At 30.7% G+C, this 14,240-nt stretch carries 13 protein-coding genes; 10 read left to right on the top strand and 3 right to left on the bottom strand.

The window, feature by feature from the left end; translation table 11 throughout:
* Positions 1–62: 62 nt before the first annotated feature.
* Positions 63–740, bottom strand: a complete 678-nt coding sequence (locus B5E92_RS02680) for a transcription antiterminator (RefSeq protein ID WP_087298952.1) — start codon at positions 738–740, stop codon at positions 63–65.
* Positions 741–1,193: 453 nt separating this feature from the next.
* Here B5E92_RS02680 and pflB point away from each other — a divergent pair, with 453 nt between their 5' ends.
* The 3 genes from pflB (at position 1,194) to B5E92_RS02665 (ending at position 5,255) form a co-directional block, all read left to right on the top strand.
* A complete protein-coding gene (gene pflB / locus B5E92_RS02675) occupies positions 1,194–3,446 on the top strand; it encodes a formate C-acetyltransferase (protein WP_087298950.1) in 2,253 nt (750 codons plus the stop codon).
* Between the two features lie 81 nt (positions 3,447–3,527).
* Positions 3,528–4,277, top strand: a complete 750-nt coding sequence (gene pflA / locus B5E92_RS02670) for a pyruvate formate-lyase-activating protein (protein ID WP_087298949.1) — start codon at positions 3,528–3,530, stop codon at positions 4,275–4,277.
* A gap of 96 nt (positions 4,278–4,373) precedes the next feature.
* Positions 4,374–5,255: an ROK family protein gene (locus B5E92_RS02665; RefSeq protein ID WP_087298946.1), complete on the top strand. Its 882-nt coding sequence runs from the start codon at positions 4,374–4,376 to the stop codon at positions 5,253–5,255.
* A gap of 20 nt (positions 5,256–5,275) precedes the next feature.
* Here B5E92_RS02665 and B5E92_RS02660 read toward each other — a convergent pair whose 3' ends face one another.
* The gene (locus B5E92_RS02660; RefSeq protein ID WP_087298943.1) at positions 5,276–6,922 is read right to left on the bottom strand and encodes an aryl-sulfate sulfotransferase; all 1,647 of its coding nucleotides are present in this window, start codon (positions 6,920–6,922) and stop codon (positions 5,276–5,278) included.
* A 190-nt stretch (positions 6,923–7,112) separates the two neighbouring features.
* Between B5E92_RS02660 and B5E92_RS02655 the strand changes: the two genes are divergently transcribed.
* The 4 genes from B5E92_RS02655 to B5E92_RS02640 are packed head-to-tail and all read left to right on the top strand — an operon-like array spanning position 7,113 to position 9,110.
* Positions 7,113–7,430, top strand: coding sequence for a PadR family transcriptional regulator (locus B5E92_RS02655; RefSeq protein WP_087298941.1), 318 nt, complete (start codon positions 7,113–7,115; stop codon positions 7,428–7,430).
* Between the two features lies 1 nt (position 7,431).
* A complete protein-coding gene (locus B5E92_RS02650; protein WP_087298939.1) occupies positions 7,432–8,151 on the top strand; it encodes a DUF1700 domain-containing protein in 720 nt (239 codons plus the stop codon).
* Positions 8,148–8,927, top strand: coding sequence for a DUF4097 family beta strand repeat-containing protein (locus B5E92_RS02645; RefSeq protein WP_087298937.1), 780 nt, complete (start codon positions 8,148–8,150; stop codon positions 8,925–8,927). Before B5E92_RS02650 ends, B5E92_RS02645 begins: the two co-directional genes overlap by 4 nt.
* A gap of 3 nt (positions 8,928–8,930) precedes the next feature.
* Complete coding sequence (locus B5E92_RS02640) at positions 8,931–9,110, top strand: PspC domain-containing protein (RefSeq protein WP_087298935.1); 180 nt, start codon at positions 8,931–8,933, stop codon at positions 9,108–9,110.
* Positions 9,111–9,140: 30 nt separating this feature from the next.
* Here B5E92_RS02640 and B5E92_RS02635 read toward each other — a convergent pair whose 3' ends face one another.
* The gene (locus B5E92_RS02635) at positions 9,141–10,439 is read right to left on the bottom strand and encodes a glycoside hydrolase family 32 protein (RefSeq protein ID WP_087298933.1); all 1,299 of its coding nucleotides are present in this window, start codon (positions 10,437–10,439) and stop codon (positions 9,141–9,143) included.
* A 249-nt stretch (positions 10,440–10,688) separates the two neighbouring features.
* Between B5E92_RS02635 and B5E92_RS02630 the strand changes: the two genes are divergently transcribed.
* The 3 genes from B5E92_RS02630 to B5E92_RS02620 all read left to right on the top strand — a co-directional run bounded on the left by B5E92_RS02630 (position 10,689) and on the right by B5E92_RS02620 (position 14,239).
* On the top strand, positions 10,689–12,287 hold the full coding sequence (locus B5E92_RS02630; protein ID WP_158095181.1) for a peptide ABC transporter substrate-binding protein: 1,599 nt from the start codon (positions 10,689–10,691) through the stop codon (positions 12,285–12,287).
* A 74-nt stretch (positions 12,288–12,361) separates the two neighbouring features.
* Positions 12,362–13,303, top strand: a complete 942-nt coding sequence (locus tag B5E92_RS02625; protein ID WP_087298929.1) for an ABC transporter permease — start codon at positions 12,362–12,364, stop codon at positions 13,301–13,303.
* A gap of 6 nt (positions 13,304–13,309) precedes the next feature.
* On the top strand, positions 13,310–14,239 hold the full coding sequence (locus B5E92_RS02620) for an ABC transporter permease (RefSeq protein WP_087298927.1): 930 nt from the start codon (positions 13,310–13,312) through the stop codon (positions 14,237–14,239).
* Position 14,240: the final 1 nt, after the last annotated feature.

Here is a 14,240-nt window from a genome sequence, read left to right as displayed (position 1 = left end):
TAATCATCTTTTTTTGAAAAAAAGTAAAATAAAAAGGAAGGTTTACTTCCTTAAATATTATTTTAATCAATTCGATTATTAGCAACAACAAAATGTAATGCAAGAAATGCTAATTCATCATCATCAAATGATAAATTTAATTGTTGTTTAACTACTTGGTTTAAAACTTGGCTATATTCAAATTCTGTTGGATGCCGTTTAATGATTTTTTCTTTTAAAGGGTTTTTTACAGGTTCATTTTTTGATAAGCGTTCTAAAGCTGGTTCTAAATGTAAACCGATAGCAACAATTAGTTTATTGTCACTGCGATAGTCTTGCTGGTATTCTTTATATATATTTTCCATTGTTTGATTTAAAATTTGATAAACATGATCATCTAATAAATCTAATCCTGAATTAAGTTCAAAATCCAGTTTTTGATTTTTTGATAAATACATAGATACTAACGAAACTTCAGCTTCAGGAAAACTAATACCAAATTCTTTTTCTAAACGATCACAAAGCATTTTAGCATATGGATAACTATATTGTTGTTTGTATGAAGAAATTTGACTATTGCTTAATGGAATATAGTTATCAGATTTAATTCTAATAATTGCAATAGATAAATGAACTGCTAAATTATTAATTGAATTATCAGAAAGAGTAAAATCATAGTCATTAATTGTGTCGTTTATGATATTGGTTATATGAGCTTTCGTTTGATTAAAAGCTTCATCAGAGTTGATTGTTAAATCCATTATGAAACCTCCTACAACATTGATAATACTATATAATAAAATGAAAAAAAAATCTACTATTAAATTAATTAATTTTATTAATAAAAAACAATATTATTTATTTTAAGTTTATGGCAATCGGATAATAAAAATTCTTTTTATTAATTAAAAAAAATATGTAAGCGCTTACAATTAGAGCGTTTTTTTGCTTATTAATTGCGAGTATGGATTTGTTAAAAATAATTTGTTTTTTTGGTGCAAATTACTTGAATTGTAAAATCATTTTATAATATAATGCAGACGTGGATAACAAAGGGAAAATAAAAAATTTCCCCAAATATAGTGTGTGTTATTCTTAAAATGTAAATGCTTACGGTAAGTAGATAATAATCTGAAATATCCCTTGCTTGAACAGAAAATTATTTTGCTTATGTAAGATTGCATTTAAAAAATTTCAAGGAGGAAAAAATTTATATGTTAAAGAAAGAACAATGGAATGGCTTTAAAGGTAGACTTTGGAAAGAAGAAATTAACGTTCGTGATTTCATCCAAAATAACTATAAACCATACTATGGTGATGAATCATTCTTAGCCGGACCTACTGAAGCAACAAATAAGTTATGGGGTAAACTTCAGGAATTACAAAAAGAAGAACGTGCTAATAACGGGGTATTAGATATGGAAACTCATGTAGTTTCTGGATTAACTGCTTATGGGCCTGGATATATTGATGAAGAACTTAAAGATTTAGAAAAAGTTGTAGGTCTTCAAACTGACAAACCATTAAAAAGAGCATTTATGCCTTATGGTGGTATCAGAATGGCTGAACAAGCTTGTGAAACTTATGGATATACACCAGATCCAGAATTACACAAAATTTTTACTGAATATCACAAAACACATAACCAAGGTGTATTTGATGTATACACACCAGAAATTAGATTAGCTCGTCGTAACAAAATTATTACTGGTTTACCAGATACTTATGGACGTGGACGTATCGTAGGAGATTATCGTCGTGTTGCATTATATGGTATCGATGAATTAATCAATTTCAAACAACATGATTTAGCTATTTGTGGTAGTGGATCAATGACTGATGATATTATTCGTCGTCGTGAAGAAATCGCAGAACAAGTAAAAGCTTTACAAGGTATGAAAAAAATGGCAGAAATTTATGGATATGATATTTCTGAACCAGCAAAAAATGCTCATGAAGCTGTTCAATGGTTATATTTTGGATATTTAGCAGCTATTAAAACTCAAAACGGTGCTGCAATGTCTGTAGGACGTATTTCTACATTCTTAGATATCTATATTGAAAGAGACTTAGCTGCAGGAGTACTTACTGAAGAAGAAGCTCAAGAATTAATCGACCATTTCGTAATGAAATGTAGAATGGTTAAATTCGCACGTATTCCTTCATACAATCAATTATTCTCAGGTGACCCAGTATGGGCTACACTAGAAGTTGCTGGTATCGGTTGCGATGGTCGTCCAATGGTTACTAAAAACTGTTTCCGTTTCTTACACACATTAGAAAACATGGGACCTTCACCAGAACCAAACTTAACAGTATTATATTCTTCTAGATTACCTGAAAACTTTAAGAAATATACATCAAAAATTTCTATTGAAACAAGTTCAGTTCAATATGAAAATGACTGTGTAATGCGTCCTGTATGGGGTGACGATTATTCAATTTGCTGCTGCGTTTCTGCAACTCAAACTGGTAAAGAAATGCAATTCTTCGGAGCTCGTGCTAACTTAGCTAAATGTTTATTATATGCTATTAACGGTGGTATTGATGAAAAAACAAAACAACAAGTAGCTCCTGAATATCGTCCAATTACTTCTGAATATTTAGATTATGATGAAGTAATGAGAGCTTATGATCAATGTATGGATTGGTTAGCTGATATTTATGTAAATACACTTAACTTAATTCAATATATGCATGATAAATATTACTATGAAGCAGCTCAAATGGCTTTAATTGATACAGATGTTAAACGTACATTTGCAACTGGTATTGCTGGATTCTCTCATGTAGTAGACTCTTTAAGTGCAATCAAATATGCAAAAGTTAAAACAATTCGTGATGAAGATGGAATCGTTGTTGATTACGAAACTGAAGGAGATTTCCCTCGTTATGGTAACGATGATGATCGTGCAGATGATATCGCAGTATGGTTATTACAAACTTTCTTAGAAAAAATCAAAAAACATCATACTTATCGTGATTCAGAAGCAACTACTTCTATCTTAACTATTACTTCTAACGTAGTTTATGGTAAAGCAACTGGTTCATTACCTGATGGACGTAAAGCTGGTGAACCTTTATCTCCAGGTGCTAACCCATCTTATGGTGCTGAAAAATCTGGTTTATTAGCTTCATTAAACTCTGTAGCTAAATTACCATATGAATGGGCATTAGATGGTATTTCTAATACTCAAACAATCAGCCCTGATACTTTAGGACATGATCTTGAAGAACGTAAAAATACATTAGCAAGAGTATTAGATGGATACTTTGATCAAGGTGCTCATCACTTAAATGTTAACGTATTTGGAACTGAAAAATTAATTGATGCTATGGAACATCCAGAAAAAGAAGAATATGCAAACTTCACAATCCGTGTATCTGGATATGCTGTTAAGTTCATTGATTTAACTCGTGAACAACAAATGGACGTTATTTCAAGAACTTGCCATAAATCAATGTAATTTATTCAAGAATATTGAAATAAAACAGCCTCTTAGTTAAAGAGGCTGTTTTGATAAATAATATGTGAAATGGAGAATAATATGGACAATGTAATAAAAGGACAAGTACATTCAATTGAAAGCTTTGGTTCTGTTGATGGTCCTGGAATTAGATATATTTTATTTTTATCTGGATGTCCATTACGTTGTAAATATTGCCATAATCCAGATACTTGGGCTAATGCTAAGCCAACAATGGAAATGACACCACAAGAAGCTTTAGAAAAAGCGATGAAGTATCAAAGCTATTGGGGTGAAAATGGTGGTATTACTATTAGTGGTGGAGAACCTTTATTGCAAATTGATTTTTTAATTGAGTTATTCAAATTGGCTAAAAAAGAAGGAGTTAATACTTGTATCGATACTAGTGGAGGTAACTTTACACGTGAAGAACCTTTCTTTTCTAAGTTCAATGAATTAATGAAATACACTGATTTGTTATTAGTAGATATTAAACATATCAACGATCAAGAACATCGTGAATTAACAGGAAGAAGTAATGCTAATATTTTAGATATGGCTCGTTATTTATCGGATATTGAAAAACCAGTTTGGATCAGACATGTTTTAGTTCCTGGAATAACTGATAAAGATGAGTATTTAATGGAATTAGATAAATTTATTAGTTCATTGAAAAATGTAAAAAAAGTAGAAGTATTACCATACCATACATTAGGTACATTTAAGTGGGAAGAATTAAATATTCCTTATCAATTAGAAGGAGTTAACCCACCAAGTAGCGAACGTGTTGAAAATGCTAATAAAATTCTACATACTGATAAGTATAAATAATGATGGATAAACTTTAATGGTTTATCCTTTTTTATTCATTTATAATTAAATTTAAGTTATAATATAAGAGGTATATGACAAGGAGGAAAATTGAAAATGAAATTAGGTGCAATTGAAGCCGGAGGAACAAAATTCGTCGTATGTATCGGTGATGAAAATGGTAATGTTTTAGAAAGAGATTCATTTCCAACTGAAACGCCAGAAAAGACATTAGCAAATATCTTTAAATTTTTTGATGGTAAAGATATTGAAGCACTAGGGGTAGGATGTTTTGGACCAATCGATCCTGATTTAAATAGTCCAACTTATGGATATATTACTACTACACCAAAACCTGGTTGGGGTAATTTTAATATCATGGGTGCTTTAAAAGAACGTTATAATATTCCTATGGGATTCGATACTGATGTAAATGGAGCTTGTTTAGGAGAAGCTTATTTTGGTGCTGCTAAAGGATTAGACAGTGCTTTATATATGACTATTGGAACTGGAATCGGTTGTGGAGCTATCGTAGAAGGAAATTTAGTTCATGGTTTATTACATCCAGAAATGGGACATATGAAAATGATTGTTCGTGAAGATGATAATTACGCTGGAAAATGCCCTTTCCATGGAACATGCTTTGAAGGATTAGCTGCTGGACCAGCAATTGAAGCTCGTTGGGGTAAAAAAGGACAAGAATTACCAGAAGACCATCCAGCTTGGGATTTAGAAGCATATTATATTGGACAAGCATTAGCTACTTACGTGTTAGTATTATCACCAAAGAAAATAATATTAGGTGGTGGGGTATCAAAGCAAAAACAAATGTTCCCAATGATTTTTAAATATTTAAGAGAATTCTTAAATGGATATATCCAAAAAGATGAAATCTTAACTGATAAAATTGAAGATTATATTGTTTCACCAGCTTTAGGTGATAATGCAGGTGTATGTGGTGCCTTAGCACTTGCAAAACAAGCTTTAAGTAAAAAATAACAGGAAATTCCTGTTATTTTTTATTGAAACCAGTAATCATTATAATCATATTTGAAAACTCGATACCACCAGGTAGCTCCAGTACCTTTAACAGTTTGAATAAGCTGATTATTGCTATCGTATTCAGATGCTTCAAAAGCACCACCACTATCGATTAAAACATTATCACCTAATTCCTGGACAGAACTAACATATCCAGAATAAGTAACTGGAATTCTTTCCACCAATGAAAAAGTTCTATTGTTTTCATCAATTAAATATTTGTCATAATAAGAAGTTTCTCCATCGGAACCAACACCAGTATTATAATAACTGTTGTCTGATGAATAGTTATAATCTCTAGTAGAACAAATAGTATTATTGTTATTGTAGAAATACAAATAATATTGACCTGCTGGTAGGCTTTGATCTTCTTGATAAACTACACAGTGTTGACCAGCATTTATTGAAAAATCACCAATTTGATTTAATACTAAATTATCGTAATTACTTTCCTGCCAGAATTGTTTTGAACCAATAATATAATCAATTTCTGGTTCATCATAGATATTGTTAATTTTTATGATTGATGATGTTTCTCTCGAACTGATAATTATTGTATCGTCACCAACTAATTCAATAGAATTAATATGAATCCAATCTAATGGTTCATCATCACTGTTATTTGATAAATTAGAATAATAATTTTTAAATAATTCTTTTAAATCAATAAGTTCTCTTACTTCGCCACTAGCTTTATCAATGCTAACGATGATATCTTCTTCAGTAGAACTATCTTCCTTTGACGCTAATACTAAAAAGTTATTATCATTTCCGAAAATGTAGTCATGATGTAAATTGTAATTAGAAGTATCATAGATAGCAGTAATTTGACCAGTTTGATTCATAGCAGCAATTTTACTAGCGCTAATGCTAAAATACATCGTATTATCTTCAAATAATAAACGACAACTGCGATAACTAATAATCGGTATTTCACTGCGGATAGTACCATCGTTATCATAGATCAAAATAAAATCAATTTCTTCGTTATCTTCGGTAGTGCGATTACCTAGCATTGTATAAAGACCATCATCTAAAGCTTGTGTACTTTCCCCGCTAGTAACATCAAGCTGGATGTTATCTTCACTACCAACTAACTCTGGTGCATCGTAGCTCCAGCTTAAGGTGTCAATAACTTCATCGTTTTGATTAGTTAATGTTACAGTTATGAAATTTTTGACCCCTGGAATACTGCCAACTAACAAATATTCATGTTCATTAGTATAGCCATCTTCACTATTGTTGTTTAATGTTTTTGAAAAAGTGCTATAACCATCAGCTTCTATTGTATAACTGGCTTTACAAGCTTCATCACTTGAAAAATACATATAAATACCAGTTGTGTTAGTACCGTAAGGATTAGCAATTAATAATGGTTTTTGCAAAGTATAATCATTTTTATCGATTAAATTACTTATCTGCTCATTAATTTCATTTTGATAATCTAAATCATAGATATCTTCAATATCATCATAATCTTTATTTAGATTTATATAAGTGATACTGTTATTGTCATCACTAGATTGTTCGCTAGTAATTGTTTCTCTATTTAGTATCAAAACGGCTCCTGCAACAATCACTACAACAATAGCTAAAATAAATATTTTCTTTTTTGCCCTCTTCATTTTTACCTCCTTGTATTTATTATCAAATTGAATTATGAGAAAAATATCACTTAATTAACTAAAAAAACCAAATATTAAAATATTTTATTAGATATGTATTATAAATCTATAACAATATAATATTAATTGACAGATAATATTATACGTCATATAATATTATTGAAATAAAAGTTAGGAAGGGGTTTGACTAATGATATTTAATACTGGAGCGGCATTATTAGATACAATTGTTTTATCAGTTATATCTAAAGAACCTGAAGGTACTTATGGTTATAAGATTACTCAGGACGTAAGAATGGCTTTAGATGTATCTGAGTCAACTTTATATCCGGTTTTAAGACGTTTATTAAAAGATAATTGTTTAGAAACATATGATCGACAATATCAAGGTCGTAATCGTCGATATTATAAAATAACACCTCAGGGGAAGGTTCAATTATCTTTGTATAAAGAGCAATGGTATATCTATGTAAACAAAATTAATAAAATTATAGGTGGGGGAAATTAAAATGAATCGTAAGGAGTTTATAGAGCAGTTGTCTTATTTACTGCAAGATATTGAAGATGAAGAACGTCAGGCTGCTTTAGAATATTATGAAGATTATTTTGATGAAGCGGGAATTGAAAATGAAGCATTGATAATTGAAGAATTAGGGTCACCTGAACGAGTAGCGGCTATAATTAAAGCGGGTTTGGAAAATCGCTTTGATCAGGATATTGAATATACTGAAAGTAAGATGGATAATGCTTATTATCAACAAAATCAAGAAATTATTGAAGCCAAGATTGTAGATGACAAAACTAGCCAAACAAAAGATAGTCATTTTAAAGGCGATCCTGAACGAAATCGGATATTATTAATAGGTATAATTGTTGGAGCAATATTTCTTTTTGGAATAGCAGGCAGTGCTTTAATATCGATAGCTTTTGCCTTATTCATGGCTATATTAGGAGTTTGCTTTGGTATCTTGATAGGTGGTTTTGCTTGTCTTATTGGTGCTGTTGTTTGTTTTATTAAAGGAATTATGCTATTAGGAAGTTATTTAGGTGCTGGATTGCTTATATTAGCAACAGGATTTGGATTATTAGCGTTATCATTATTGTTTTTCTATCTTGATGGCTGGATCATTAAGTTAATTCCAAGAATTTTTAAAGCTTGTGTAAAATTGGCTCGAGAAGCGTTATATTTTTTACAACAATTTTTTAATCGGGGAGGGCAAACAGAATGAAAAAATTAAAGTATTTCATTTTAAGTTCGATCATAATAGCTGTTGTTTTGCTTATTTCGGGATCAATATTGGGAGGCTTTGATCAATTGGAAACTTTATATCAACGTGGTGAGTTTGATATCGAAGTACCATTTGTTGAAACTGTAGACATAAAAAATGAATATAGTAATATTGAGAACCTGGAAATTGATTGTCAAATTGGAACTGTTGATATTGTTGAATATGAGGGAACAGTTATTAAAGTAGAAGGCAAAAATATTAGTTCAACAATTAAAGTTGAAAAAGATAATGACACATTAGTTATTAAAGATGGTTCGCAGGTAAATCGCTTGATAAATTTTAATAATGATGATACTGGAATTACTATATTTGTACCATTTAATTATCATTTTGATAAAGTGGAATTAGAAGTTGATGCTGGTAAAATGAATGTAGCTAATATTTATGCTCGTGATTTAGAAGTGAATGTTGATTTAGGATCTTTTGATGCTGATAATCTAGTTGTTGAAAATGCTAAAATTGATGTTGATGCTGGAGATATCATGATTAATTATCTTGATAGTCTTGATAGTGAATTTAAATGTGATTTAGGGGATATTGATGTCACCCTAGCTGGTTTAGAAAGTGATTATGATTATAAAACAGATTGTGATTTAGGTGATATCACGATCAGTAACTATGAAAGTGATATTTTAAAAGATAGTAATCAGCGTGGTAAGCGCAGTTTTACGGCCGATTGCGATGCTGGTAAAATAACGATTAATATGGGGGTGTAGTAAGTGAAAAGATTATATCGTTCAACTCATGATCGAATGATATTTGGTGTTTGTGGTGGTTTAGCTGAGTATTTTGATGTTGATCCTACTTTAGTAAGATTGGCTTGGGTTATTTTTTGTGCATTTGCTGGTAGTGGCATTTTGGCTTATATTATTGCTGCAATTATTATTCCAAATCGTTAAAGATAATAAAAATAGTGCCCGTATGAAGCACTATTTTTTATAGATAGTAAAATTAGTATTACTATTAATGTCATTTGATAAGTTGTAAACAATATTTGATAAAACATATTCACCATTATTAATATAGATTTCAATAATGTGCTGGTCATAGAAAATTTTTAACTCACATTTATCTAATTTGGGTGATGATAATTGTTTTAAACCAGCATCATAATTATAAACTAAGCTTCGATCAATATTTAATTTACCATCAAAACTGATTTGATAACCACCAATATTTAAATAATCCCCGATATCTAATTTAGTTGTAATTTTACATGCAATTTCATTATTAAAATCATTTGTTTCACTAACAAAAAGGTTATCGACATTAGGATGTATATCACTATAGATATGATTGTTTCGATACGTGATTATTCGAGGATAAGTAATTAATCCAATCCAGTTTTCATCATCTGGTGCAGGCATCCGCATCCAGGCAACATAAATTCTACGACCATCTTCATCAATTGTTGATTGTGGAGCGTAAAGATCCAAACCATAATCTAAATAATTTAATGGACCAGTAATTTCTAACTTACAATTTTCATGATCAAAATTAATAGTTGTAATTCGACCATGTGATGGGTAACCATCTTTATTAGTTCGTTCTGGAGACATAATTAAAATATCCTGACCATCAACATTAAATATATCTGGACACTCCCACATATCACCGTATTTAAGACCACGATAATTATTTACATATTTCCAATCTTTACCATCGGTAGAATTATAAAATAACAATTGACCATTGTAATTATTTGTTTCATCTAAATACTTACTTGCAAGAACCATATAATATTTATTGTCATGATACCAGACTTTTGGATCACGGGTGTGAGTAGGATGTCCGATTTGACCTTCTTTAAAAACAGGGATAATCATTTTTTTACTATTTAGATTATCGAATTTAAACCCATCTTCACTAATGATCATACTCTGACTTGATAAAAATTCATCACCGGTAAGAGTAGTATGGATATTTTCAGGATTTGTTTTAGTATATCTTACTGAAGTATAATAAATATACATTTTACCATCTATTTTAATGCTTGAACCAGAAAAACAACCATTAGCGTCAAAGTTTTTGCTTGGGTATAAAGCAATTCCTAAATCTTGCCAATTAATTAAGTCTTTACTTATCGCATGACCCCAGTGCATTGTTCCCCAACGGTTTTCATAGGGAAAATATTGATAAAATAAATGGTAATTACCTCGATAGTAGATAAAACCATTAGGATCATTGATCCAATGTTTAGGGGCTGTTAAATGATATTTTGGATGCATAAGTTCCTCCTTTTTATATAATATTTTCAGTTTTTATTTTACTATAGATAAAAAATAATTTAAATCTTATCTTTAATATTACAAAAAAATTACTGACTATATTATAAAATTAAAATGAATTTTAATACGTCGATATTATCATGATAATAATTTTATGTTGACTAATAATCCGTTTTGTAGTATTCTATAACTATACTAAGAATTGTATACATGTATGAAGTGATACAATTTGGAAGAAGGGGGATAAAAATGAAGAAATTTTTAGCAGTTCTTGCTAGTCTAGCAATGATGGTTTCACTAACAGGCTGTGGTGGTGGAAGCGATGAAAATGTTTTCTACTATGCTCTAGATACTGAAGCTAGTTCACTAGATTCTACAGTAGCTACTGACGGGGCATCATTTACTGCAATTCATCAATTTATTGATGGTTTAACTTGCCGTGGTGAAGATGGTGAAATTACTAAAGCTTTAGCTGAAGATTATAGTACTAGTGAAGATGGTCTTACTTGGACTTTTAAAATTAGAGATGATGCTAATTGGGAAAATGGAGACCCAGTTACAGCAAATGATTTTGTTTACGCTTGGACAAGATTACTTAAAAATGGTGGCGAATATTCATCAATGTTTGGACCAGATGGTGCCAACATCGTAAACGCTACAGCTATTATGGAAGGTACTATGGAAGCCGACCAATTAGGTGTAAGCGCAGTTAATGATAAAACTTTAGAAATCCATTTAGTTACTCCATGTACATTCTTCTTAGAATTAATGAACTTTGCGGTATTCTATCCACAAAATCAAGCATTTGTCGAAAAAGTTGGGGAAGATAAATATGCAACTTCTGCAGATAACTTATTATCTTGTGGAGCTTTCAAAGTAACAGATTATCAACAAGGTTCTCGTATTACTTATGAAAAGAATGAAGAATATTATGATGCAGATTCAGTACAGTTAGATGGTGTGGAAATTTATCAAGCAGTTGAATCTGATACAGGTACAATGGGATTTGAAAATGGTGATTATGACTTTGTACCAATTAGTTTTGAAATGGTAGATAAATATACAGATTCAGATGCTTACTACACTTACCAACAAGGATATATGCACTTTATCATGTTCAATTATCAAAATGAACAATTACAAAACATTAACTTACGTCGTGCTATTTCATTAGCAATTGATCGTAATGATTTTGCAAAGAACGTCTTAAAAGATGGTTCAGTTGCTGCTCAAGGTTTTGTACCTAGTAATTTAACAGAAAATTCTGATGGAACTGATTTCCGTGATGCTTCTGGAAATTATTTAAGCTATGATTTAACACAAGCTCAACAATATTTAGATGCTGCTTTACAAGAATTAGGAGTTTCTGAAATCACATTAGAATTATTATATGGTAACAATGAAGCACCTAACGATACTTGTGCAGAATATTTGGAAAGTGCTTTAAGTAAATTAAATGGCTTAAAGATTGAAATGAAAGTAGAAACAAAAACTGCTCGACTTGATGATATGACAAATGGTAATTTTGATCTTGCAGTAACTCGTTGGGGACCAGATTTTGCCGATCCAACAACATATTTAACATTATATAACTCTACAAATAGTAATAATGATGGTAAATATTCAAATCCTGAATTTGATGCTATTTTAGAGCAAATCACTAATGAAAACGATGCTAATGCTCGTTGGCAATTAATGATTCAAGCTGAAAAAATGTTAATGGATGATTGTGCTATGGTACCTATCTTTGAAAAAGGTGGTACAGCTTTAATGAATACAGATTATGAAGGTTTAGTAATTAGAGTAACTGGACCAAACGTATTAAAATACGTTCATAAAGCTAAGTAATAAATAAAAAAGTAGGTAGAAACACATTATAAATTTATCTATAATGTGTTTCTTTATTAAAGGAGGAAAAAGATATGGATAAAGCAATGACTAAATATATAGCTAAGCGATTAGCCATTTCTCTAATAACTCTGTTTGTTATTATCATTGTATTGTTTGTGATGATCAGATCACTACCCGGTACTCCTTTTAATTCAGAAAGGATGACAGATGCCCAGCTTGCTGCGGCTAATGCTAAATATGGTTTTGATCAGCCGTTATTAGTACAATTTGTTATGTATTTAAAAGATATGGTAACTGGGGATTTTGGTATTTCATTTACATTATATAAAAATGTGTCAGTTGCTTCTTTAGTAGGTAATGCTGCTAAAATTTCATTTATTTATGGTATTGCAGCTTGTATTTTTGGTACTTTAGTAGGAATGCTTTTAGGTGTTATTGCTGCATTAAAAAAGAATACAATCTGGGATACTTTAACTACTACGATTTCAGTATTAGGGGTTTCTATTCCATCATTCGTTTTTGCGTTATTGATGGTTATGATTTTTGCTTATGAATTGAAAATTTTACCACTCCAATATAGTAATCGAAATCCGTTTTTTAGTTCGATACTGCCGGTTTTAGCCTTGTCTATGAGTGTTATTGCCAATGTGGCTAGGTTTACAAGAACCGAGATGATTTCGGTGTTAAATAGTGATTATATCACTTTAGCTAAGGCTAAAGGGTTAGATGGTAGAACTTTAATTTTAAAACATGCTTTAAGAAATGGGTTAATTCCAGTAATTACAATTTTAGGACCTATCTTAGTTAACTTGATGACTGGGACAATGGTCGTTGAACAGATTTGCGGGGTACCTGGTTTAGGTAAATTGTTGATCAATGGTATTTCAGCAAATGACTATGATATTGTTTTAGCATGTGCATTCTTATATGCAGTTATGTATATAGTAATTGTTTTTGTTATTGACGTTTCTTATGGATTGATCGATCCAAGAATTCGTTTAGGAAGGGGGTAAGCTATAATGACTGAAAAATATGAATTTTTAGCTGATGATTTTGAATTTGTTAGTGAAAATAAAGATGATATTAAAGACGTCGTTATGCCAGCTAAACCTTTTTGGAAAGATTCAATAGGACGTTTTATTAAAAATAAAGGATCAGTAATTGGAATAATCTTTATTGCTGTATATATTCTTTTAGCAATAGTTGTACCAATGATAAGCAGCTGGGATTATGCGACAATTGATACATCACTTGCTAATATTGAGCCTAATGCAACGCATCTTTTTGGTACTGATAACTTCGGACGTGATTTATTTGTACGTTTGTGGCGTGGTGCTCGTGTTTCATTGATGATTGCTTTTTTAGCAGTATTTATTGATGTTATTGTGGGAATGACTTATGGTTTAATTTCTGGATATTTTGGTGGTAAAGTCGATATGATTTTACAAAGAATTCAAGAAGTTTTAAACTCAATTCCAACATTAGTAGTTTTAACATTATTATTAACAGTAATGAAATCATCATTATTCACGATTGTAATTGCATTGTCATTTACTGAGTGGATACCGATGTCACGAATTACTAGAGCTCAGGTTCTAAAAGTAAAAGAAGATGAATTTGTTTTAGCTTCAAGAACACTAGGAGCTTCAAATTTCTTTATCATTTTTAAAGAAATTTTACCAAATATTATTAATCAGTTAATTATCATGTGTATGATGACAGTTCCAAATGCGATTTTCTATGAAGCATATTTATCATTTGTTGGATTAGGATTACCAGTTCCAGAAGCTTCACTTGGAACATTGATAAATGATGGTTTTGAATTCTTCTTGATCTATCCTTATCAAATGTTAATTCCTGCTGTTGCCTTAGCAATCTTGATGTTATGCTTCAACTTAGTTGCTGATGGACTTCGTGATGCATTAGATCCAACGATGAAGGAGATGTAAT

Source organism: Erysipelatoclostridium sp. An15 (assembly GCF_002160675.1).
GTDB classification, from domain to species: Bacteria; Bacillota_I; Bacilli_A; order Erysipelotrichales; family Coprobacillaceae; genus Thomasclavelia; species Thomasclavelia merdavium.
This window is presented reverse-complemented; position numbering and strand designations above follow the sequence as displayed.

What these genes read in the sequence shown, in the direction of transcription:
- B5E92_RS02680 (WP_087298952.1), bottom strand. Translation starts at nt 740, where the DNA reads ATGGATTTAACAATCAACTCTGATGAAGCTTTTAATCAAACGAAAGCT.
- pflB (WP_087298950.1), top strand. Translation starts at nt 1,194, where the DNA reads ATGTTAAAGAAAGAACAATGGAATGGCTTTAAAGGTAGACTTTGGAAA.
- pflA (WP_087298949.1), top strand. Translation starts at nt 3,528, where the DNA reads ATGGACAATGTAATAAAAGGACAAGTACATTCAATTGAAAGCTTTGGT.
- B5E92_RS02665 (WP_087298946.1), top strand. Translation starts at nt 4,374, where the DNA reads ATGAAATTAGGTGCAATTGAAGCCGGAGGAACAAAATTCGTCGTATGT.
- B5E92_RS02660 (WP_087298943.1), bottom strand. Translation starts at nt 6,922, where the DNA reads ATGAAGAGGGCAAAAAAGAAAATATTTATTTTAGCTATTGTTGTAGTG.
- B5E92_RS02655 (WP_087298941.1), top strand. Translation starts at nt 7,113, where the DNA reads ATGATATTTAATACTGGAGCGGCATTATTAGATACAATTGTTTTATCA.
- B5E92_RS02650 (WP_087298939.1), top strand. Translation starts at nt 7,432, where the DNA reads ATGAATCGTAAGGAGTTTATAGAGCAGTTGTCTTATTTACTGCAAGAT.
- B5E92_RS02645 (WP_087298937.1), top strand. Translation starts at nt 8,148, where the DNA reads ATGAAAAAATTAAAGTATTTCATTTTAAGTTCGATCATAATAGCTGTT.
- B5E92_RS02635 (WP_087298933.1), bottom strand. Translation starts at nt 10,439, where the DNA reads ATGCATCCAAAATATCATTTAACAGCCCCTAAACATTGGATCAATGAT.
- B5E92_RS02630 (WP_158095181.1), top strand. Translation starts at nt 10,689, where the DNA reads ATGAAGAAATTTTTAGCAGTTCTTGCTAGTCTAGCAATGATGGTTTCA.
- B5E92_RS02625 (WP_087298929.1), top strand. Translation starts at nt 12,362, where the DNA reads ATGGATAAAGCAATGACTAAATATATAGCTAAGCGATTAGCCATTTCT.
- B5E92_RS02620 (WP_087298927.1), top strand. Translation starts at nt 13,310, where the DNA reads ATGACTGAAAAATATGAATTTTTAGCTGATGATTTTGAATTTGTTAGT.